The 21,341-nt window shown below is 63.0% G+C and carries 16 protein-coding genes and 1 tRNA gene; 11 read left to right on the forward strand and 6 right to left on the reverse strand.

What is annotated here, in order from left to right; genetic code table 11:
- The first annotated feature begins 2 nt into the window (after positions 1–2).
- A complete protein-coding gene (locus QQL24_RS07410; RefSeq protein WP_284311286.1) occupies positions 3–3,221 on the forward strand; it encodes an ATP-binding protein in 3,219 nt (1,072 codons plus the stop codon).
- A 724-nt stretch (positions 3,222–3,945) separates the two neighbouring features.
- Here QQL24_RS07410 and QQL24_RS07415 read toward each other — a convergent pair.
- Positions 3,946–4,071 carry a hypothetical protein gene (locus QQL24_RS07415; protein ID WP_284311288.1) on the reverse strand — a complete coding sequence of 42 codons (126 nt, stop codon included), beginning with the start codon at positions 4,069–4,071 and terminating at the stop codon, positions 3,946–3,948.
- A 509-nt stretch (positions 4,072–4,580) separates the two neighbouring features.
- Here QQL24_RS07415 and QQL24_RS07420 point away from each other — a divergent pair.
- The 4 genes from QQL24_RS07420 to QQL24_RS07435 all read left to right on the forward strand — a co-directional run bounded on the left by QQL24_RS07420 (position 4,581) and on the right by QQL24_RS07435 (position 6,950).
- A complete protein-coding gene (locus QQL24_RS07420) occupies positions 4,581–5,051 on the forward strand; it encodes a cupin domain-containing protein (RefSeq protein ID WP_284311289.1) in 471 nt (156 codons plus the stop codon).
- Between the two features lie 281 nt (positions 5,052–5,332).
- Positions 5,333–5,584 (forward strand): hypothetical protein, encoded by a 252-nt coding sequence (locus QQL24_RS07425; protein ID WP_284311290.1) that lies wholly within the window; start codon positions 5,333–5,335, stop codon positions 5,582–5,584.
- A gap of 518 nt (positions 5,585–6,102) precedes the next feature.
- Entirely contained in the window at positions 6,103–6,411 is a 309-nt protein-coding gene (locus QQL24_RS07430; RefSeq protein WP_284311291.1) for a hypothetical protein, read from the forward strand.
- Between the two features lie 215 nt (positions 6,412–6,626).
- Positions 6,627–6,950: a hypothetical protein gene (locus QQL24_RS07435; RefSeq protein ID WP_284311292.1), complete on the forward strand. Its 324-nt coding sequence runs from the start codon at positions 6,627–6,629 to the stop codon at positions 6,948–6,950.
- Positions 6,951–7,925: 975 nt separating this feature from the next.
- Here the strand turns inward: QQL24_RS07435 and QQL24_RS07440 are convergent.
- Positions 7,926–8,165: a ribbon-helix-helix domain-containing protein gene (locus QQL24_RS07440; RefSeq protein WP_284311293.1), complete on the reverse strand. Its 240-nt coding sequence runs from the start codon at positions 8,163–8,165 to the stop codon at positions 7,926–7,928.
- Between the two features lie 428 nt (positions 8,166–8,593).
- On the opposite strand from QQL24_RS07440, the gene QQL24_RS07445 reads away from it, so the two are divergent.
- Entirely contained in the window at positions 8,594–11,170 is a 2,577-nt protein-coding gene (locus tag QQL24_RS07445; RefSeq protein WP_284311294.1) for an autotransporter family protein, read from the forward strand.
- A gap of 242 nt (positions 11,171–11,412) precedes the next feature.
- On the opposite strand, the gene QQL24_RS07450 is transcribed toward QQL24_RS07445, so the two are convergent.
- Positions 11,413–11,676 carry a hypothetical protein gene (locus tag QQL24_RS07450; RefSeq protein ID WP_284311295.1) on the reverse strand — a complete coding sequence of 88 codons (264 nt, stop codon included), beginning with the start codon at positions 11,674–11,676 and terminating at the stop codon, positions 11,413–11,415.
- A gap of 724 nt (positions 11,677–12,400) precedes the next feature.
- Here QQL24_RS07450 and QQL24_RS07455 point away from each other — a divergent pair.
- Together QQL24_RS07455 and QQL24_RS07460 are read left to right on the forward strand one after the other, a co-directional pair.
- The gene (locus tag QQL24_RS07455) at positions 12,401–14,668 is read left to right on the forward strand and encodes a YadA family autotransporter adhesin (protein ID WP_284311296.1); all 2,268 of its coding nucleotides are present in this window, start codon (positions 12,401–12,403) and stop codon (positions 14,666–14,668) included.
- Positions 14,669–14,902: 234 nt separating this feature from the next.
- Positions 14,903–15,316, forward strand: a complete 414-nt coding sequence (locus tag QQL24_RS07460; protein WP_284311297.1) for a hypothetical protein — start codon at positions 14,903–14,905, stop codon at positions 15,314–15,316.
- A gap of 696 nt (positions 15,317–16,012) precedes the next feature.
- Here QQL24_RS07460 and QQL24_RS07465 read toward each other — a convergent pair.
- Both QQL24_RS07465 and QQL24_RS07470 read right to left on the reverse strand, forming a co-directional pair.
- Positions 16,013–16,087, reverse strand: a tRNA-Gly gene (locus QQL24_RS07465).
- 154 nt (positions 16,088–16,241) lie between these two features.
- The gene (locus QQL24_RS07470) at positions 16,242–17,267 is read right to left on the reverse strand and encodes a hydroxyacid dehydrogenase (RefSeq protein WP_284311298.1); all 1,026 of its coding nucleotides are present in this window, start codon (positions 17,265–17,267) and stop codon (positions 16,242–16,244) included.
- A gap of 280 nt (positions 17,268–17,547) precedes the next feature.
- Between QQL24_RS07470 and QQL24_RS07475 the strand changes: the two genes are divergently transcribed.
- Both QQL24_RS07475 and apaG read left to right on the forward strand, forming a co-directional pair.
- Positions 17,548–18,711 carry a YbfB/YjiJ family MFS transporter gene (locus tag QQL24_RS07475; RefSeq protein WP_284311299.1) on the forward strand — a complete coding sequence of 388 codons (1,164 nt, stop codon included), beginning with the start codon at positions 17,548–17,550 and terminating at the stop codon, positions 18,709–18,711.
- A 31-nt stretch (positions 18,712–18,742) separates the two neighbouring features.
- The gene (gene apaG / locus QQL24_RS07480) at positions 18,743–19,135 is read left to right on the forward strand and encodes a Co2+/Mg2+ efflux protein ApaG (protein WP_284311301.1); all 393 of its coding nucleotides are present in this window, start codon (positions 18,743–18,745) and stop codon (positions 19,133–19,135) included.
- Between the two features lie 51 nt (positions 19,136–19,186).
- Here the strand turns inward: apaG and QQL24_RS07485 are convergent, their stop codons facing one another.
- Positions 19,187–19,822, reverse strand: a complete 636-nt coding sequence (locus QQL24_RS07485; protein WP_284311303.1) for a LysE family translocator — start codon at positions 19,820–19,822, stop codon at positions 19,187–19,189.
- A 280-nt stretch (positions 19,823–20,102) separates the two neighbouring features.
- On the opposite strand from QQL24_RS07485, the gene QQL24_RS07490 reads away from it, so the two are divergent.
- Complete coding sequence (locus QQL24_RS07490) at positions 20,103–21,341, forward strand: aspartate aminotransferase family protein (protein WP_284311304.1); 1,239 nt, start codon at positions 20,103–20,105, stop codon at positions 21,339–21,341.

The following is a 21,341-nucleotide window of genomic DNA, read 5'->3' on the forward strand; positions in this document are numbered from 1 at the left end:
GCGTGAGCAGGATCTGCCGGGAATGTCTCTATGTGAATGCCGCCGCGGCACGCTTCTGCGGTGGCTGTGGCGTTCGTCTCGAGGAGGAGGCGCCGCTGCCGGTGCTTGAAAAGGCTCCGGACGGGAGGGCGGCCAATGTGGCGCAGCTCTCCTTCGGCGAACGCCGCCTCCTGACCGTGCTCTTCGCCGATGTGGTGGGCGCCACCCAGCTCGTCGACAGGATGGATCCCGAGGATCTCGTCGACCTGATGGACGGCTACCAGAGCACCATCACCGCCGTGGCCGCGCGTCATCGCGGCGTTGTCAGCGCGCGGCTCGGCGATGGCATGCGCATCCTGTTCGGCCATCCCGTCGCGCTGGAGGACGCCGCCCATGCGGCCGTGCGCGCAGGCCTCGATATCGTGCGTGCCGTCGAGAATCTGGGCGAGCAGTTCGGAGCGCCCGAGGATGTGGCGCTCCAGGTCCGGGTCGGTATTGCCACCGGCACGGTCGTTGCCTCCCAGAAGAATGCGGCCGAGGGCCTGGAGGACAATCTCGTCGGTTCCCCGCTCAATCTTGCGGCCCGCCTGCAGCATGTCGCGCCGCCCAATGGCGTGGTGATCGCCGAGTCGACCTACAAGCTGGTCTCGACCTCCTTCGCGCTCCGCGACATCGGCCTGCACGATCTCAAGGGCTTCCAGCAGCGCGCCCGCGTGTTTGTGGTGGGTGGGGAAATCCGCGACCAGAGCCGCTTCGAGCGCCGGCTGCGCCAGGCTCGCACGCCGATGATCAACCGGGCCCATGAGCAGGAGATCCTGGCGCAATGCTGGGCGCGTGCGCGCCAGGGCCAGTCCGAATTCGTCTCCATCTATGGCGAGGCCGGTATCGGCAAGTCCCGCCTTGCCAATGCCCTCACCGAGCGGCTGGCGGACGAGCCGCATCTGGTGCTGTGGATGCAGTGCCAATCCACTTTGGTGAACACGGCCCTGCATCCGCATATCGACCTGCTCGAACGTATCTGCGGCATCGAGGCGGATGACGGACCGCCGGCCCGCATTGCCAAGCTGCGCACGTTGCTGAGCGATGAGGACGAGGAAAGCGAGGAGGCCCTCGCCTTGCTGGCGCCTCTCCTGTCGATCCCGCCCGGCCCGGATGTGCCCCGTCTCGTGATGAGCCCGCATCTGCAGCAGCAGCGCACCTTCGATTTGCTGCTGCGCCTGCTGACGAGCGCCGCCGCCCGGGCGCCGGTGCTGCTCATCTATGAGGACCTGCACTGGATGGATCCCTCCTCGGGAGCCCTGGCGGCGCAGATCGCCAGCCAGGCGCGGGCCGCGCCCCTGATGGTGGTCGGCACCTCCAGGCCTGGCCGTCCCTTCCCCTGGGGCGAGGGGCGCAATGTCACCACCCTCAATCTCGGCAGGATGAGCAGCAGCGAAAGTGCCGCCATCGTTTCCTCCTTTACGGCCGGATCGAGCCTTGCGCCCAAGGTGGTCTCCCGCATCGTCGCCCATACCGATGGCGTGCCGCTCTTCGTCGAGGAGATGACCCGCATGATCGTCGATGCCGGCCAGGACGGCGTCGATTCCGACCTGCCCGAGACCCTGCGCGACCTGCTCACCGAAAGGCTCGACAGGCTGGGCCGAGCCAAGACCGTCGCGCAAATCGGCGCGGTGATCGGGCGCGAGTTCCCCGTCGAGCTGGTGGCCGCGGTCGCGCGCGTCCCGGCGGCCTCCCTCGCGGACGAGATCACGCAACTGCTCGAATCCGGCCTGGTCACCGGCTCCGAGGAGAGCGATGTGCTGGCGTTCAAGCACGCACTGGTGCAGGACGCGGCCTATTCCTCCCTGCTGGCCCGCGATCGCCGCGAGTTGCATGCCCGCGTCGCCGCGCAGCTGATAGCGGATGCCGAGAACAGCGTACCGGATTCGCCCGAACTGGTGGCGCGTCATCTCAAGGCGGCGGGCGATCCGCTGGCTGCGGCGCAATGGTGGTTGCGCGCCGGCGTGCAGGCCATCCAGCATGGCGGCGTGGCCGAAGCCGTGGCGCATCTCGAGACGGGCCTGGAGGGCCTCGGCGAGGCGAAGCAGGGGGAGGCGCGGCAACTGGCGGAACTCGATCTGCTGGCGCTGCTGGGCCCGGCCCAGATGGTGCGGAACGGGCCGGGCAGCCCGCTGTTCGGGGATGTGCAGCGGCGCGCCTTCGACACCATGAAGCTCCTGCCAGGCCAGCCGGCCCAGTTCCCGGTTACCTACGGCCTCGCGCTCTTCCACTGGGCGCGCACCGAGCTCGATCTCGCCGAACGCCTGGCGCTGGAACTGGTGGCGACGGCGCAGACGCAGCCGACGCCTGAATTCGTCATGGCCGGCAACAACATGCTCGCCATGGTGCTCTTCCACGCCGGCCGGCCTCAGGAGAGCCGCCGCCTGCTGCAGCAATCGGTGGGCCTTTACGATCCGCCCGAACATGGCGGGCTCTATCCGCGCTACATGATGGATTTCGGGGTGTTCGGGCGCTTCTATCTTGCTCTGGCGAGCTTCGCCTGCGGCGATGCCGAGACGGCGCGGGCCCTGGTGAAGGAAGCCCTGCCGCTGGCCGAACAGCTGCAGCAGCCCCATTCCCAAGGCTTCGCCATGCTGGCGAATTTCGTGATCGCCTGCATGCGCCGCGACATGGAGCATGCCCTGTTTTATGCCGAGCGCTGCATTGACTTCTCCGGCGAGCAGGGCTTTCCCGAATTCGTCGCCATGGCCACCATCGTCAAGGGCTGGGTGATCGCGCATCGGGGTTATATCGCCGAGGGACTGCCGATGCTCGAGCGGGGCATCGCGCTTTGGAAGACCACCGGCTTCGAAGCCTGGCAAGCCTGGTTCGGCGCGCTCAGGGCCGAGCTCCTGGTGAAGGCCGGCAGGGGCGGGGAGGCGCTCGAGGAGATCGCGGCTCAGGAAGCGCGCATCGCCCGCAACGGCGAGCGGCAGTTCGCCAGCATCCTGGAGGTCACCAAGGCGCAGGCCCTCGAACTCGAAGGCGCCGCGCCCGAGCTGATCGGCAGCACCTATGACAGGGCGCTCGACATCGCCAGGAGCCAGCAGGCGAAGGGCTGGCACTTCCTGGTCTCCACCGCCCATGCCGGCTGGATCCAGCGCGTCGGCCAGTTCAAGCAGGCACGCCTGCTTCTCGCCGGCGCCATCGCGCTTCTTCCAGCCGGTGTGGTACCGGCGGATCTGATTGCGGATTGGCTGTGAAGGAAATCCGAACGTTCGTGCGTTTTGCCGTGCGTTTTCGTTGGAGCCGGGCAAAACAAGGCGATGAGAGAGGGGGTGCGCTGAAGGTATGATCAAGAACCATACCTTTGGCATGGCCCCCGATCTTGACCACCGCGCCGCGCCGGCATCATAAATTTGTCTGACAAGAAGAAATATTGAGGGCCTGGCACGGTGATAATAGACGGTTCGACTCCACTGACATTGACGATTGGGATTCTGCTTGCTGCTTCGCTGGTTGCGGCGATCCTGGTGCGCGTATCCGATCACTGAGCCACTCGCGAACTTGGAGCGTTTTACTTTCAGATCGAATCACCAGGAATCGCAAAATGCTTCTGATACCAGTGAGTTAATTTCGAAATCCGCTCCTGCCTGAACGCATTTCGCTCTAGGGATCGTTAAAAAATAAGTATTTTCAGCGCGACGTTTTCTCACCGCAATGCGCAAACGCTCTCGTTCCCACGCCCTCCCGGGCTGGGTTGATGAGGAGACCGGGCGATGGCGGCTGCAGGGCAGCCGTGAAGGCAGGATCATGGAAGATGCAGGCCGCACTGTCGGTGCAGGCCGCCATCGCCCCGTTCCGGTTGCCCGGCACGCTGACAAGGCGTGCAAGGCCACCTGTTTTTCCGCCTTCTGCAGGCGGAGGCGAGCCAAGAGCGGATGGCACGGACCATCCGAACCTGACCAGCCGGCTCGGTGAAGGGGCTCAGCGCTGCAGTCCTGGCCGGACAGTGGCATGAGCCGTCTTCACCGCATCGGCGGGAGATGGGACGAAGGCGTTGCCGGGCTCAAGCCCGTCACGCTCCATCCAGGGATCGCGTGGCACTTCCATGGGGTGCCGATCCCGTCTGTCCCGCTCGTCACCCCTGGAGGCCGGCTTCGAGAGAAGCAGGACCGCCGCGCGCCTGCCGCTTGGACAGGCTGTCGGGGTGGATGGAGGCGTTCGGGGCCGGGTTGTTCCTGCGCCGGCTGCTGACGCCTCGTTCCGTTAGGGAATAAAACATGGGACCGAATGAAAGTCAAGATCCGTTCTCTTTTTGTGTCAACGAACGCCAACGGTGTATATCACCGGCGGAGGAGGTCGCGCGGCGTGTTGTCGATTGATCTGGTCGCTGACGAGGGTTTGACCGGGTAACCGAGGGATCGTTTAAGAATGAGCGCTTCTAGTGCCGCGCCTCTCATGCAATCTTAATACCCACATTCCGATTCACTTATTTTTAACGACCCCTTGGCGAGCGAGGGCGAAGGGAAGGACAGCCTACAAGGCGATGCACTTATACTCTGAAGTTTACTGAGTTATGCTAGCCATAGGCCCTGTCAGCGAAGATTGGGAGGCTCGGCATGCCCAGGATCGACCTTGCAGTTGTTCCGCAACGCCAGGGCTCGGGATATCCCCCACCGTTCGATGGCCCCTGTGCCGAACGCGTGCGCCAGCGACTGGGCAATGCCGGCGGCCTCATCGATTTCGGGATCAATCTGATGCATCTGCCGCCGGGCAATTGGTCGAGCCAGCGGCATTGGCATTCGCATGAGGACGAATTCGTCTATGTGCTCGCCGGCGAACTGACACTGATCGAGGATGACGGCGAAACCCTGCTGCGCGCCGGGGATTGCGCGGCCTTTCCCAAGGGCTCCGGCAACGGCCATCATATGATCAACAGATCGGGCGAGATGGCCGTCTACCTCGAAGTCGGCTCGCGTCATCCCGCCGACCTCACCACCTGTTCGGACATCGACATGATGAGTGCCAACGCCGACGGCCGGTTCGTGCACAAGGATGGCACGCCCTATGAGACCGATCGGCATGGCTGAAGGGCGTCAGAGCTGAGGGTTTTCAAGGGGTGGCCCGCAGGGAGGGGCGAGCCACAGGAAGCGGCCGACCACCGCTTGGAGTCGATGGCCGGCCGGTATCTGTAGGAGCCGATGTCGGGCATTCGGCAAACAAAACCGTAATACAATTGCGGAGATCTTCAACTTACGGTTTTGTAATTTCCGCCTGACCAACTATTTTGTAATATCCGCAAAGAGCACTAGTCGGCTAAAGATTTGGCGATTATTGTTGCCAGTCGGAACTCGATAGTTGGGAGCTATCCGTGTCTGCGGATACCTTTTACGTGGTCGTGCCCTTTGTTCGGGACGAGCGTAATGAATTGGTGGCGCTGGAGCCTAAGTCGGCGCCTACCCGCTATGCGGCATTTCGGGAAGCCTCCTTTTCGGTTGGAAGAACTGAAGGAGATGTCTGCATCGTCGGCGCCGTGGTGTTCTCCAGAGACAGGGATGACAGCGGCGCCTTTGAGGACATCGTCGTTCTTGCCCGCTACGGAGAAACGCCGACCGGCGATTAGAGCGCTTTACTTTCAGATCGAATCACCAAGAATCGCAAAATGCTTTTGATACCAGCAAGTTAATTTCGAAATTCGCTCCTACCTGAACGCATTTTGCTCTAGCGTTGCGGTCCGCGCGGATGCCTTCAATTGCCTCCCCGCCAGCCAGCGCGCGTTTGCATTCGGCATCGGCAAAGGTCGTTCGGGCTGGTGGGGCTTTTGTGTTCATGATCCAATGGCCCCGCAGCGCCTTCTGGCAGGTCCAGTTGCCGGCGCGCAACAGAGCGGCAAAATAATAACGATAAGCATATTGCTTTACCGCTAGAGCAAAATGCGTTCAAGACGAAACGTTTTTCTAGCCTAGCTCATTGAAATCAGAAGCAATTTGCGATTCTTGCTGATTCGGTTTGAATGTGAAACGCTCTAAGGCCAGTTTCTGCGACTTTCACGTGTACCGCGCGGCACTGACGGGGCACAGCAACTTTGCCAATCTTAGGCTGCAATCCATCTATCGGGTTGAACCTAGGAGTTGGCTTGAAATGACAATGATCACTCATTCCAAAGTCGTCGCATTCGTCGCGACCTTGGCATTTGTGGCGATCAGTTCTGTCGCCAATGCACAAGGTCCCTACATCGTAAATGGCGCGCAACCGACACCCAGAATCGCAGCTCTGATGGCTCGCGCCAATTTGCCGCCGGGCTATTACTGGTGGGATTCCCAGACCTGCGCCTATGGAAGGGGCACCAATCCCCTCCCGCTCGGCAAATATTGCCCCGGCGAAGACCCTGGCAATGATCCAACGCTTCGTGGGGACAGCCCCTTAACGCTTTGGGACCTCATGCACTGAGCCAAGGAGGTCCGCGGTTCCGTGAAAAACGGCGCCGCGGGCCGAAGATCAGCCTCTTCTCGCAATCCCTTGAACGAGGCATGTCGCTGCGTCCGATCATCCGTCCAGCCGCGGAACTCGATCCCGGCGAGCGTGAACGCCGAGGAACTTTTTTGTTCAGGTGGAATTCAATCTTCGAACGCTACTGTGGCGTGCACCTCAAAAAGGAGGCGAAGATGTCTCGATTACTGCAATTTGGTATTTTTACGGCGGGCCTGCTTGCTGCAAGCTCGGCACTGGCCGTCCCAACAGCCCCGCTCTCGTCCTCGGATTCGAAGTCGACCGTCGAAGTTCGGTACCATGGGGGCTACTGCCCGCCAGGCTCCAAGCTCACGAGCAAGGGCGGTTGCAAGGTCACGGATTGGACCAGGCATCATCCGGCGCAGAACCCCAACCGCTACTACAATGGGGGCTACTATGACGACTACAACTACAACTACAATAGACCCCCGCCATACGGATATAGAAGCCCGCCGCCGTCTTATGACGATGGCTACTAAGCACAACGTCACTTTTGACGCCAACAGTTGGGGCTAATTCTGTGGCGAGTCATCGCCACAGCTTGGGCGAACAAATGCAGACGCCGAAGCGGCGCCCCGCGGGATATCGGGCTGGGCATGCGTCGGGCGAGGAGTGCGGGGCGTGGCCATGTCAGAATTGTGCCGCCACGCGGCGGCAGGACGAGGCAGGTTAAACTATATGGTAAACATCAGGTTGCGGTGGGTCAGTCTCGGTCAGCTTGGCAATAAGAGAGCACTGTGCGGCGTCAGATCAAGGTAAGGAACTGTCAAAGGAGCTAGATACATTTCCGAAACTGCACACGCTACCTGTTCCCTGCATCGCCACATCTGAATCTGACGAACTGCTCGTGAAAGCGGTGTCACACGTGTTTGTTGTTGTATCGCCAAACGATCCATTAGACCCGACGCTTGTTCTGTCACCGTCAGTAACGGCGTTCTCGGCGCTGCGCTGTTCAGCGAGTTCATAACCTAAGACGGCGCCAATAACGGATCCGCCAGCTAAATATCCCAGCGCAATATTATCGGTTGCGTCAGCTACGAGGACTGATAGCGCAAAGTTAGGCTCGGAATCTGTAATCGAAGGGTTTACCGGCGATGTCGAGGGAGAAGGCGTTGCACCCTTTGCTCCGACGCCCAATCGAGTCGCCGGTTCTTGATCTGCGGGGGCGGGGCCACAGGAGGCTGGTTCTGTGGCGCTATCGATGACGGACGCGCGCCTTCGCGTCATGTAACTGGCGATTGCCGCCAGCAACAGGACGCCTAGAGCGAGAATGAAAAGCTGCATGCTCGCCTCTCGAAGCCTGTCCAGGTCGTGAGATCCCCGGCTCTGCCGATCTCCCGCATCAGCCTTGGTAAAATTAGACTATCTGCCTCAATGCAAGGAAGACAACTGCATTCGATGGAGATGCCACAAAAAGTGGCGGCTGATCCTCCTCTCATCCAGCGATACCTGCATTACCCACTGCGATCACACCGCCGTCGCCACGCTCTGCGCATCCCAGAGGCCACCACCACGAAGGTGAGAGGTTGGTGTTCATGCGTCCGATCAAGCAGATCCATGAGTTCCCGACGGCCAATCCCGCGCGTATTCGAGATATCTTTGCGCGCCTGCCAGAACGCGTCTTCGAGCGAAATGCTCGACTTGCGTCCATTGAGCGTGATGGAGAGGGCAGGCATTTCACTGGGCTTGTTCATATTCCCCACTATTGGCGACGGCCAATGCAATCTCGGCCGTCCCCCGTTCGCTCACGCTGCCAGCTTTCGATGATAGAGCGACGCGACCTGGTACGGGGTGTTGCCGGAGCGCTACATCGTTAAACATAGCGTATCACTTTACCGCCTGCATCTTGTCTGACAAATGCGTTCCTGCCACCAATGCTGGCATTTAAGCCGCTGATTTGGGGGAATTTTTTATGCGACCGCTAGGACGCGCTATTGGTATTATTTTACTTAAATCCGCGAGGAAACGGCTCCTGGCAAACGCCTGCGGCGCCGCGCTGATCCTGGGTTGCTGGCCCTCGGCGCTGGCTTTAGCCGCGGAATACACAGCGGACAGCCAGGCGGCACTCCAGGCCGACATCGCCCTTGCCAACACCAACAATGATCCGAACCCGGTCATCAAAATGACCGCCAGTTTTGGAATAACCGGCACTATATTACCCGCCTCGAATAATCCGATTACCATCGACACCCAAGGGTTCACCCTGGTGGGGACGCAGTTCAATGGCGCGACACATCCGGTAAGCGTGTTGGGTAACTTGGTCGGCGCCAATGGCGTTACGGGATCCAACGGGGCTAACTTGGCGAATGGCTCGATCCTGATCAACGGCGGCACGATAACGGGCGGGACCGGCACCGGAAATCCCCCAGGCGCTGGAGCCGGAGGAAGCGGCGTGCAACTTAGGTCCGGATCGTCGCTGACCAACAACGGCACGATTCAAGGTGGGAGCAGTGTACTCGGCGGCGGAGGCGGCGGGGTCGACTTCGGCGGGCTCGGTGGTACGGTCACTCTGACGAACAATGGAACGATCCGCGGCGGGGCGGGCTTGCTCAGCAATGGCGTAGCAATATTTGCGCGCACCGGGGGCGGCCAGATCGTCAATACAGCGAGCGGCACGATCGAGGGTGGGGCTGGGACGCAAGCCATCATCACCAACTCCAGCAACAATCTCGATATCATCAACAGCGGCACCATCAGCGCTGGCGCCGGGCAGGCCAACGCCATTCAGCTTGCTGTGGGGTCGGCGGGCCATATCAGCCTCGAACTCCAGGCCGGATCGGTGATCAACGGCAATGTCGTGGGAGGAAGCGGCAACGCCAACACGCTCACCCTCGGCGGGGGGGCAAACGACACCTTCGATGTCTCGACCATTGGCACGCAATACCAGAATTTCGACAGCTTCCAGAAAACCGGCACCAGCACCTGGACCCTGACGGGCACAGGCACGGCCGTCACGAACTGGGTGATCAGTGCAGGCACGCTGCAATTGGGCAATGGTGGAACGTCCGGCTCGATCATCGGCAATATCACCAACAACAGCGTGTTCGCCTTCAATCGCTCCGACACCCTGACCTATAGCGGCGTCATCTCCGGCACCGGCACGGTGCGCCAGGATGGCACCGGTACCACCGTGCTCACGGGCGCTAACACCTACAACGGCCCGACGCAGGTGAACGCCGGCACCCTTCGGGCAGGCGCTGCGGGCGCCTTCAGCGCCGCCTCGACCTTCAGCGTCGCGCAGGGCGCCCAGCTCGACTTGGCCGGTATCGACCAGACCGTCGCCGGCCTCACCAATGCCGGCCTAGTGTCGCTGAACACGGCGAATGGCACGCCGGGAACGACGCTCACCGTGACCGGCAACTATGTCGGCCAGGGCGGCACGATCGCCCTGAACACGTATCTCGGCGCTGACGGGTCGCCCACCGATCGCCTCGTCATCAACGGAAACGCATCGGGCAGCACGCTGCTCGATATCCGCAATGTGGGTGGGCCTGGCGCGCTGACCGCGGCCAATGGTATCCAGCTTGTCCAGGTCGACGGCACGTCGACGGCGGATGCCTTCCGCCTTGCGCATGCGGTCGCCGTAGGCGCCTTTGACTATGGCCTCTTCATGAATGCCGCCGACCAGGACTGGTATCTGCGCAGCGCCGGCGCGAATGGCGGCCCGACCCTCAACGCCTCCGCACAGACCACCGCACCCTATGCCGACATCCTCGGCAATTATGCGCTGGCCAGCCTCGGCACGCTGGCCCAGCGCGACGGCAATCGCGTCTGGCCTGGGGGCACGCCGCCCCAGCTCGCCGCCGACCTGCCGCCCTCCGAGGCGATGCGCTACGCGCCCGCCGGGCCGGTGATCTACGGCGCCGGGGCCTGGGGCCGGATCGTGGGGCAGTATTCCTCCTATGACCCCAAGACGGGCTCGTCCTACACCCAGAGCCTGGGCTTCACGCAGGCCGGCTATGAGGGCACGGCCTACGAATCCGCGGCCGGCGATCTTTCGCTTGGCGCCTATGCCACTGTCGGCACCTCGCGGGCGGACATCGACCTGACGCGCGATCCCGTGACGGGCGCGGCACGTGGCACGGCCCATATCACCAGCACGGGCTACGGCCTCGGCGCGACCACGACCTGGCTCGGCAGCGACGGGCTCTATGCCGACGGCATCGGCCAGTTCACCTGGTACGACAGCGACCTTTCCAACCAGACCACAGGCAATGACGAGGGCTGGTCCTCGGCGCTGAGCCTGGAAGTCGGCCAGCGCTTCGCCATAGGCTCTGGGTGGGCCGTGGTGCCGCAGGCCCAGCTGGCCTGGACGCATGTCGACTTCGACAGCTTCACCGACGAGAACGGCTCGCTCAACGAACTCGGCAAGGGCGACAGCCTGAGGGGACGCGGCGGCCTGCGCCTCGAGAAACTCGACAATTGGAAGGATGAGGACGGCCAGACGAGGCGCCTGCAGCTCTATGGGGTCGCCAATCTCAGCTACGAGTTCCTGGACGGGACCTCGGTGGAGGTCGACAGCACCGAGATCGACCAGGAGGAGAAGAGGCTGTGGGGCGAGATCGGCCTCGGCGGGACCTATGCCTGGAATGACAAGTGGAGCCTGAACGGCGAGGCCAGCTATGGCGCGGCCCTGGCCTCGGATGCCGGCAGCAATTACGCCGTCAAGGGCACCGTCGGCCTGCGCTACAGGTGGTGAGGCTCGTCGCACCCGCTGGTCTGGTCGCAGCCCTGGTCGCAGCGCTCCCTCGTGACCAGAAAGTGGCCAGCACGTGTCAAAATAGTGGCAACGCTCTCTCAACCGTGCTATTGTTTGCTAGTCGGGAAACAGTAAAATATTACCTTCTGGGACCGGTCAGGGTGTCTGTACCCAACCGCGGCTGCCTGGCCGGGACCCCTGGACATTAAACCTCGACCTGGTGGGGCGCGTCGGGGCCCCTTTCACATCCCCTCCACATCCTCCGGCGTCTCGCCATAGCGCGCCAGAATTAAAGCGTCTTCGAAGCGGCCGGTCCCAAGATCGCCCGATCTCGAGAAGGCGACGGCGCCGACGATGGTGTCCTCGCCTCTTGTATCGCCCACCATGTTGAATGCATGGATCTTCGCCTTCGATACGTCGGGCGCTTCTTCGGCCTCAAGGCCGAGCAGCTCACCCTCGGGCGTGCGGATGAAGGGAATAACGACGTAGTAGGTGATGCGGGACATGATTTTCACCCCCAGCATAATATCCCGGAACTGAGCTCCGCTTTCTAACATGGCGCGGCTCGATCTCAACGCGAGAGAACATGGGCGAACCGCCATGGGATTTTTTGTCCCGAGCCTGCATCGGGCTTCCCGCAATTTTCCGATCCGTTTCTATGCTCATTTTTGAGCAGCACAGAGCGCTTGCTTGCTGTCGACAAGCACGAAGCGTCGACCGCTCCAGTATTGAGTTTACAAGTTCTAATCCATATAGCCGTAGCCCCCTTACCATTGAGTATATTTCGAAATCCTTTCCTCATCTTAGCAGTAGCTCAAACCGCTTGCATTGGATTCTCGATATTGTCTTCGACGGAGATCTGACGCGATTACAAGCCGGTCGCGGCCAGCAGAACTTGGCTATTGCCAAACAACGGCAATGAACCTCGTCCGACGGGCCGGCGACAAGCACAGCCTCAAGGTCCGCCGAAAACGCGCTGTACGCGATCCCGACTATCGGGAAAACCTCTCGCGATATAAACGGCGTTGACCTGAGCAGATTCCCTTGAGTCATAGGCCGTAGCGATATTTATCGAATTGTAAATAAAGATGGACACACCCCTTGCGATTCGCTGGCTTTATGACATTGAATGGGCTGCCATAACCTTGGGGAATCTACATGCTGAGGGTCGGACGCCTGCTTTTGAATACCAGTGTGGCCACCGGGCTCGTTTGGAGTCCGACGCAGAGTATGATCCTTTCCGCCAGCACCATTACAGTTTCTGCCTTTGCGGTACCGCGGGCCACCGCCAGCACCTGCGTCACGGGCGTGACGGCCGGCTTTACCAATGTGGTCGACAGCGTGAATGCCACCACCGGCAAGGCGGTGACCGCCGTGACCCCGACCTTTGGGAACGCCGTCAACAGCGTCAGCACCACGTCCACCGCTGATTCCTTTCTGAAAAGCGCGGCCTTTGATGGCAGTTCCGCTAATGCCGTGACTGGCGTGACCCTCAACAGCACGACGGGCTCGGTGCTGACGGGCGGTTCGGTGAACACCACGACCGGCAATGCGCTGACCGGTGTTTCGACGACGTCGACCACCGGCTCCTTCCTCCAGGATGCCACGCTGAACGCGGCGACCGGCAATGCGCTGACCGGGGTGACCACCACCAGCACGACGGGTTCGGTGCTGACGGGCGGCTCGATCAGCGCCACGACCGGCAATGCGTTGACCGGTGTTTCCACCACCACCACCAATGGCGCTTTCGTGCAGTCGACGAGCCTCACTGCGGCCACGGCAAATGCCGTTACGGGCGTGTCGGCCGGGTCGACGACCACGGTCAGTTATCTCGCCGGCGCGACCCTTCAATATGTACCTGTCAGCCCGACGCCGGACTGGTATCAGGACGGCAACAGCCCGGTGGTGAAAAGCGGGGCTGCGATCACCAGCGGCACGGTACTCAGCGGCGGAACACTGACGTCGGTCGATGTGGTGACCGGTATCTCCTCGACCTCCGGCTCGTTCCTGACCTCGGGCACGACGATCTCGTCCACCACCGGCAATGCGGTGACGGGGGTGAACACCACCTCGACCAACGGCGCCTTCGTCACCGGCGCGAGTTTTAGCGGCACCACCGGCAATGCGGTGACGGGCGTCAGCACCACCTCGACCAACGGCTCGTTCCTGACCGCCGGTACCACCCTCTCGACCACGAGCGGGAATGCCGTGACCGGCGTGAACACCACCTCGACCAACGGCGCCTTCGTTACCGGCGCGAGTTTTAGCGGCACCACCGGCAATGCGGTAACGGGTGTCAGCACCACCTCGACCGACGGCTCTTTCCTGACTGCCGGCACCACCCTCTCGACGACAAGCGGCAATGCCGTGACCGGCGTGAACACCACCTCGACCAACGGCGCCTTCGTCACCGGCGCGAGCTTCAATGGCACCAGTGGCAATGCGGTGACCGGTGTCGGTCTGACCTCGAACGCGGGCTCGTTCTTGACCAGCGGCTCGGTCACTACCGGTAGCGGCAACGCCCTGACCGGGGTGAACACCACCTCGACCAACGGCAGCTTCGTCAGCGGGGTCGCTTCGACCAATGGCGATTTTGTCACTGGCGTCAATGCAGGTACAGCCAGTGTGGTGAACGCCATAACCGCCGACAACAGCGGCGCCAATGCGCCCTCCACCTCCTCGCTCGGCTGCGGCAATGGGGCGACGGCCACCGGCAATAATTCAGTCGCCATGGGGGCTGGCGCCTCGACCGGTGCATTCGACAATGCGGTCGCCATCGGTGCCGGTGCCATTGCCGGCGACAAGGCGGTGGCGCTTGGCCAGGGCGCCAAAGCCTTGGGTACCGGCGCGGTGGCGCTGGGTCAGAATGCCAACGCAGCCGGCACGGGTGCCGTGGCACTCGGCCAGAATTCCAGCGCCGGTGGCGCCGGGGCGGTAGCGCTCGGCCAGAATACGGTCGCCAACGGCGCCGGGTCGACCGCGGTCGGCAACGGTGCGTCGACGGGCTCCTTCACCAATGCCACGGCGATCGGCAATGGCGCGACCGCGACCCGCAACAATCAGGTGGTGGTCGGCACCGGCACCAACACCTATACGATGCCCGGCATTGCCTCGGGCGCCAGCAAGGCCGCCCAATCCGGCGCCTTGCAGGTCGTCACCACCGATTCGAACGGCAACCTGGCCACCGATGGCGGCGCCATTTTCAACGCCCTCAACAACATCAACAATATCGCCAACAATGTGAACCAGTTGAACCAGGCGGTGAAGCGTCTCGATGGCGGTGTCGCCATGGCCTTCGCCATGGGCGGCATGTATCTGCCGGAGAACAAGCAGTTCGCCATCACCACCAATGTCGGCTTCTATCAGAGCGCCCAGGCCTTCTCCATGATGGGCATGTACCGGGTGAATCCGAACGTCGTGCTGAACGGCGGCATTGCTGGCAGTTTCAACGGCAAGCCTCAGATTGGCGGGCGAGTCGGCATGACGTTAGCGTGGTGACCTGCTCGCCAACGATTGCCGCGTATGATTGATGGGTTTGACGTGTTGAGACGTTTTGGCTTGGCTGTTGGCCTACTGCTGCTTGGACTTTGCCAGGCAAGTGCCCAGACGGCTCCGCCGGCAAGCGAAATCACTCCGCAGCCTCAGCCCGCCCCACAGGGTTCGCCGCCGCCACTTTCTGTCGCGTTGCCGGCGAGCGCTCCGGCGATACCGGCACCGGAGCAGTTGCTGACCATGGTGAGGACGGTGCTCCTGGCGGTGAACGATGCCAATCTCACCGGCAATTACACCGTGCTGCGCGATATATGCGCCCCGGATTCGCAATCCCTCAATTCGCCGGAGCGGCTGGCCGCCAGCTTCGAGAACATGCGCCAGCAGGGCTTCGACTTTTCGGTGGTCGGCATCGCAACAGCGAAGTTTTCGCAAATGCCGGCGATGACCCCCCAGGGCTATCTGCGGGTCACCGGGGAATTCGACAGTTCGCCGCGCGTAACCTTCGACATCTTCTACCAGCATGTCGTCAATCGCTGGCGGCCTTACGCCATTGGCGTGGGTCTGGTGCCCGTGGAGGCCGCGCCTCCGCCGGTCGTCAAGGCGGCGCCGAAGCCTCAGTCGCAAAGCAAGAAGCAGCGCGGCAAGCCGAAATGAGGCGATACAAAACGGATGCAACGGCCGCCCGCGACCTCAAGCTCGGCCCGCTGGTGATGGACGGATGGACGTCATCAACCGCGTGCCGCCGGCGGCACGGAGAGGCCCGCTGATTATGGATGAACGGCAGGTCGCTCCTACGCCAAGTGCGCTTACGGATCGCCGGGAACGCTGCGCCTTCTACCGAGCACTATGCGACTTCCGCCAGACGTTGAGCGACGCACGCCACCAGCAGACCATTGGCCAAGGCACGACCCGGCACATCGTCTTGTGCTTCAAGACAGATGCTACGGCGCAGACCTTCCGGGAGCGGTTTGGCGGCTTCAGGATCGAGCCGACGCATGAGGCGCGCCGCCCGGCAGCGGAGCGGTTGCGCGGCGAGCACGCTTCGCTCGTGGACGGTGTCGCCCATCCAACTCAGAATTTTGCGTCAGAGACAAAAACCCCCGGCCTATCGGGTGAAGGCCGGGGGTGCGCAGCCGCCTCCACGTGGTGGTGGCGGGCGCATGACCGTCTGGCAGGTCAAGGGGGCAGTTTGCATGACCCCCGCGACATACTACTTCTGGTTGAAGCAAGAAATTGACGAATTTACCCCGAAACTAAACAAAAATAGCCAGCACCCGGCCTGGATGGGCGCCTGTTGGTGATCGAAAACGGCCGGGTGCTCGCTAAGCTTGATATCTTAAGGGGATTTCTTGGAGCGGGCGATGGGAATCGAACCCACGACATTCAGCTTGGGAAGCTGACGTTCTACCTCTGAACTACACCCGCGCCAGCCGTCTTGTATCCTGTTTCTAGCGAGACAGGCAAGGGTCATCCCTGGAGCAAAGCGCGTTTAAGCGTAAACGCTGCAATGCTCCAACTCTCTGTTTCGACGCGCCTTTGCGATTCTTGCCGATGCCGTCAAATCGCAAAACGCTTTAGCTCACGTCCTGCTCACCGGCTGGGAGCGCAGGCGGGCGGCGATGGTGGGGTCGGCGCGGCGGCAGAGTTGCGGTGGCAGGCCGCGCAGGATGAGTTCGAGATCGGCGACGGCCATGCTGCCGATCTGGAGGAGGGCGTCGTTGGTGCCGCCGGAGCGGTGCGCCGAGAAGATCATGTTCGGCGTGGTGCGCACGGGATCGTCCGCCGGTACCGGCTCCACCGGAAAGACATCGGTGGCGGCGCGGATATGGCCGCCTCGGGCCGCATCGAGCATCGCCGGGAAATCCACCACCGCGGCGCGGCTCATCAGGAGGAAGGCGGTGCCCTTGCGCATCAGGGCGAATTCCCGCGCGCCGATGAAATGGGCGTTTTCCGTCGTCACGGAGGCGAAGACAACCACGAACTGGCTCTCGGCGAGCAGCGTATCGAGATCGCTTTGCCGGCAATCCATCCGCTCGATGATCTCGGCGGGCAGCCAGGGATCGAAAACCCGCACCTCGTTGCGGAAGGGGCGGATCAACTCGCGGAACTTGCGGCCGAGATCGCCGAAACCGACGATGCCAACGGATGAGCCCTCGAAGCGGATCGTGTCGACATTGGCCTCCAGCCCGTAGGTTTCCGTGCCTTCGCGAAAGGCGCGGTCGGCCGCGCTGATGCCGCGGGCAAGGTCGATGCACAGGCCGAGCGTGGTCTCGGCCACCGGCGCGGCGAAGGCGGAACCGGGCGTGATCACCCAGATGCCGCGCTCCTGGCAGGCGGCGTAGTCGATATTGGGCAGGAAATTCGTCTCGACATTGATGATGGCCTTCAGCTTCGGCGCCCGCTCCAGCCGCTCGCGCGGCATCGCCGTCTGGCCGAGGATCGCCACCGTCTCCGGCAGCAGCCGTTCGATCTCCTCCTCGCTCATCGGCTGCTCCTCCGAGATGACAAGGCGTCCAAGCCTTTCGAGGCGCGCCCGCACCGGCGGCGTCATGATCAGGTCGAGCGTGCGGGGGAGGGGATCGACGAGAATGACGGGCTCGGACATGGGGATGGTCCTGTGAAGGGGTGGTCGACCCGCAGCATGGAGTCTCGCCGGGGAGTCGGCAATGCGCGGTGTGCCGATCCGTAGACAGCCCCTCCGACCTGGATTGCTTCACTGCGATCGCAAGGACGGAAGCGGACCGCCACAAGCTCGGAACATCCTGCCGCTTTGTCTCGCCTGCCATTTCTTGCTAGCACGGTCTCAAGCCTTTTCAGAACTCGCGACTGCCACAGGTCTTTCATGCATCCCTTTGCCGCTCATATCCTTTACAGGGCCTGACGTCATGGCCCGGAACCAGCCCAATTCCCTTGCCGTCGGCGGTCTGGCGGCATTGGCCGCCGGGCTTGGCGTCGGCCGCTTCGTCTATACGCCCATCCTGCCGGGCATGATGGCCGATCTCGGCCTCACGGGCGGGCAGGCGGGGCTGATCGCCTCCGCCAATTTCGTCGGCTATCTCGCCGGGGCGCTCGCCGCCGCGCTGCCGATACCAGGTTCCCGCCGCCTGGTGCTCGCCGCCTGTCTTGGCGTGAGCTGCCTCACCACGCTCGCCATGGCGGGCCTCTCCGATTTCTGGGCGATGATGGCGGTGCGCTTCATCGGGGGCTTTGCCAGCGCCGGCGTGCTGGTCCTTGCCAGCGGGCTCGTGCTGGAGCGCAGCGCTGCCCGCGGCGACAAGCGGGCGCCGGGTATCCTCTTCGCCGGTGTCGGCGTCGGCATCGCACTATCGGCTCTCCTCGTGCTGATCGTCGAGCAAGCAGGGCTCGACTGGCGCACAGACTGGCTGCTCACCGGCCTGGTCTCGATCCTCCTGGCCGGCATGGCGGTGGCCAAGATCGACGAGGAGCCGCCCAGGCAGGCCGCGCGCCAGCCGGCCAAGGCGCGGTTCAGCGGCGGCCTCGCCCCCCTCGTGCTGGCCTATGGACTGTTCGGTCTCGGCTACGTCGTGACCGCCACTTTCCTGGTCGCCATCATCCGCGCCGATCCCAAACTCTGGGCGATCGAGCCCTATACCTGGTTCCTCGTCGGCGCCAGCGCGGCCTTCTCCGTCACGCTGTGGCTGGTGATCGCCGCCCGCCAGGGCACGCTCGTCGCCTTTGCCGCCGCCTGCATCATCGAGGCCATCGGGGTGGGGGCCTCCGCGGCCGTCGCGACGGAAGCGGGCATGCTGCTGGCCGCCGTGCTCCTGGGCGGCACCTTCATGGGCATCACGGCGCTCGGCCTGGTGGCGGCGCGCGAGCGCATCAGCGGCAATCCGCAGCGCCTGCTGGCGGTGATGACGGTGGCTTTCAGCGTCGGCCAGATCGTCGGCCCTTCCGCCGCCGGCCATCTGCATGACGTCACCGGCGATTTCACCCTGGCGTCCTATGGCGCGGCCGGGGCGCTCGTGCTCGCCGCGCTGTTCGCTCTCCTCGCCCAGGGCCTGTCGCGTCCGGCCGCGAAGGTTTGACCGAAGCCCCGCCTCGGGCGTAAACCAAGGCATGTACACCCGCATCACGCGCCACATCAAAGTGACGGTCCGGCCGAAATACGTGCCCGGCGAGTCGCGGCCGTCCGACGGGCGTTATTTCTGGGCCTATACGATCGAGATCGTGAATATGGGCCCGGAAACAGTGCAACTGCGCTCACGCGCCTGGCAGATCACCGATGAGAGCGGCCGCCGCGAGGAAGTGCGCGGACCCGGCGTGATCGGCCAGCAACCGGTGCTCGATCCCGGCGAGCGCTTCGAATATACCTCGGGCTGCCCGCTCGGCACGCCGTCGGGCATGATGGTCGGCACCTATCAGATGGTCGCAGACAGCGGCGAGAGCTTCGATGTCGAGATCCCCGCCTTCTCGCTCGACAGCCCCTATGCCAAGCGCATCGTGAACTGAAGGACGATGCAGTTCATTGTGCCGGCTGTTATGGCCAGGAGGAAATTTTCCTCACGCCGGCGCGCGCCGATAGAGGGCCAGCGAACCCGACAGGGCCAGCAGCGCGCAGCCGCAGATGCGGTCGAGCCAGAGTGCGCCGGATCTCTTGAGGAGGCGGATGGCCTGGGCGCCGAGCATGGCGTAGGCGAACATGATGGCAAAGTCGATCGCGGCGAAGACGATGGCAATGATCAGATATTGCGGGATCTGCGGCGCGCTTGGGGCGATGAATTGCGGCAGCAGGGCCGAGCAGAACAGATAGCCCTTGGGGTTGGTGACGGCGACCAGGAAGCTCTTCAGGAAAATGGCGCGAGCCGATTTGGGATCGTCGGTGGCAGGGGCGCGCAGGGATGAGTCGAGCGTGCCTTTGGAGCGCAGCATCATGAGGCCGAGATAAGCCAGGTAAGCGACACCGATCCACTTCACGACAGCGAACCAGAATTCGGAGGCCGCGAGCAGTGCACCAAGGCCCACTGCCACGGCGCCCACCAGCACGAAATCCGACAGCACGGCGCCAAGCATGCCAGCACAGGCGCGTCTTACGCCAAAACGTGAGCCATTGGTCAGTGCGAGCAAGACGGTCGGGCCGGGAGTCGCGATGGCGACCGAGGCGACGAGAGCGAAGGCGAGCAGGGTGAGCACAGACATGGGAGGGTCTCGGGGTGGAGAATGAGGGTGATAGGGTCGGGCCGGTTTGGCAAGAGTAGAAGAAGATGCCCGCGACCAGGGCGGCAACAGGCATGCACGCAATTCGGGAGCATAAGTCCAAGCCTATTCCGTCCGCCAACGCTGCCATTGACTTCAACGCCCTCACGCCTAATATACTTCGTGAAACAGCCGTCCCTTGGGGCGGCGTTTTGATTTTTTAGCCCTGTCATCTTCACCCCTTAGGACTGTTCGAACCAGCCACATTCTGAAAGCCAATCCCGTGACCGCCTCCGTGAAAACCGCTCAGCCCCATGATCCCGCTCAATCGGCCATCCTGCCGACCTATGCCCGCGCGGATGTGGCTTTCGAGCGAGGCGAGGGCGTGTGGATGGTTGGTTCGGACGGCGAGCGCTATCTCGATTTCGGCGCCGGCATCGCGGTGAATTCGCTCGGCCATGCCCATCCCCATCTGGTCAAGGCTCTGACGGACCAGGCCCAGAAGATCTGGCACACCTCCAACATCTTTCAGATGCCGCTTGGCGAGAAGCTGGCGCGCCGGCTCACCGACGCCACCTTTGCCGATCTCGTCTTCTTCACCAATTCGGGTGCGGAGGCGCTGGAGTGCGCCATCAAGATGGCGCGCAAATATCACTCGGCCAACGGCCAGCCCGAGCGCTATCGCATCCTCACCTTCGAGGGCGCCTTCCACGGCCGCACGCTCGCCACCATCGCGGCCGGCGGCCAGGCCAAGTATCTCGAAGGCTTCGGCCCCAAGGTCGACGGCTTCGATCAGATCCCCTTCGGTGACCATGAGGCGCTGGACCGGGCCATCACGCCCGAGACCGGCGCCATCCTGGTCGAGCCGATCCAAGGCGAGGGCGGCATCCGCACGCTGCCGCAGATCTGCCTGAGGGGCATGCGCCAGCTCTGCGACGCCAAGGGTATCCTGCTCATCTTCGACGAGGTGCAGACCGGCGTCGGGCGCACCGGCAAGTTCTTCGCGCATGAATGGTCCGGCGTGACCCCGGATATCATGGCGGTGGCCAAGGGTATCGGCGGTGGCTTCCCGATGGGGGCCTGCCTAGCCACCTTCGAGGCGGCCAAGGGCATGACGGCCGGCGTGCACGGCACCACTTTCGGCGGCAATCCGCTCGCCATGGCGGTTGGCAATGCCGTGCTCGACGTCGTGCTGGAGGAGGGCTTCCTGCAGCATGTCGCGCAGGCCGGCCTGCTGCTGCGCCAGCGTCTCGCCGAGCTGAAGGACCGCTTCCCCGATGTGATCGAGGAGATCCGGGGCGAGGGCCTGATGCTGGGCATCAAGACCAGGGCCGCCATCAGCCCGGCCGAGTTCGCCGCTGCCCTACGCGCCGAGAGGCTGGTAGCCATTCCCGCCGGCGACAATGTTATGCGCCTGCTGCCGCCGCTGATCATCACCGACGAGGAGATTCTCGAAGGCGTGCGCCGTATCGAGGCTGCCTGTGTTGCCCTCTCGCGCAAGCTGAAGACTGCCGGAAACTGA

Origin of the sequence: Labrys miyagiensis (assembly GCF_030160835.1) — a bacterium.
In the GTDB taxonomy this organism is placed as follows: domain Bacteria; phylum Pseudomonadota; class Alphaproteobacteria; order Rhizobiales; family Labraceae; genus Labrys; species Labrys miyagiensis.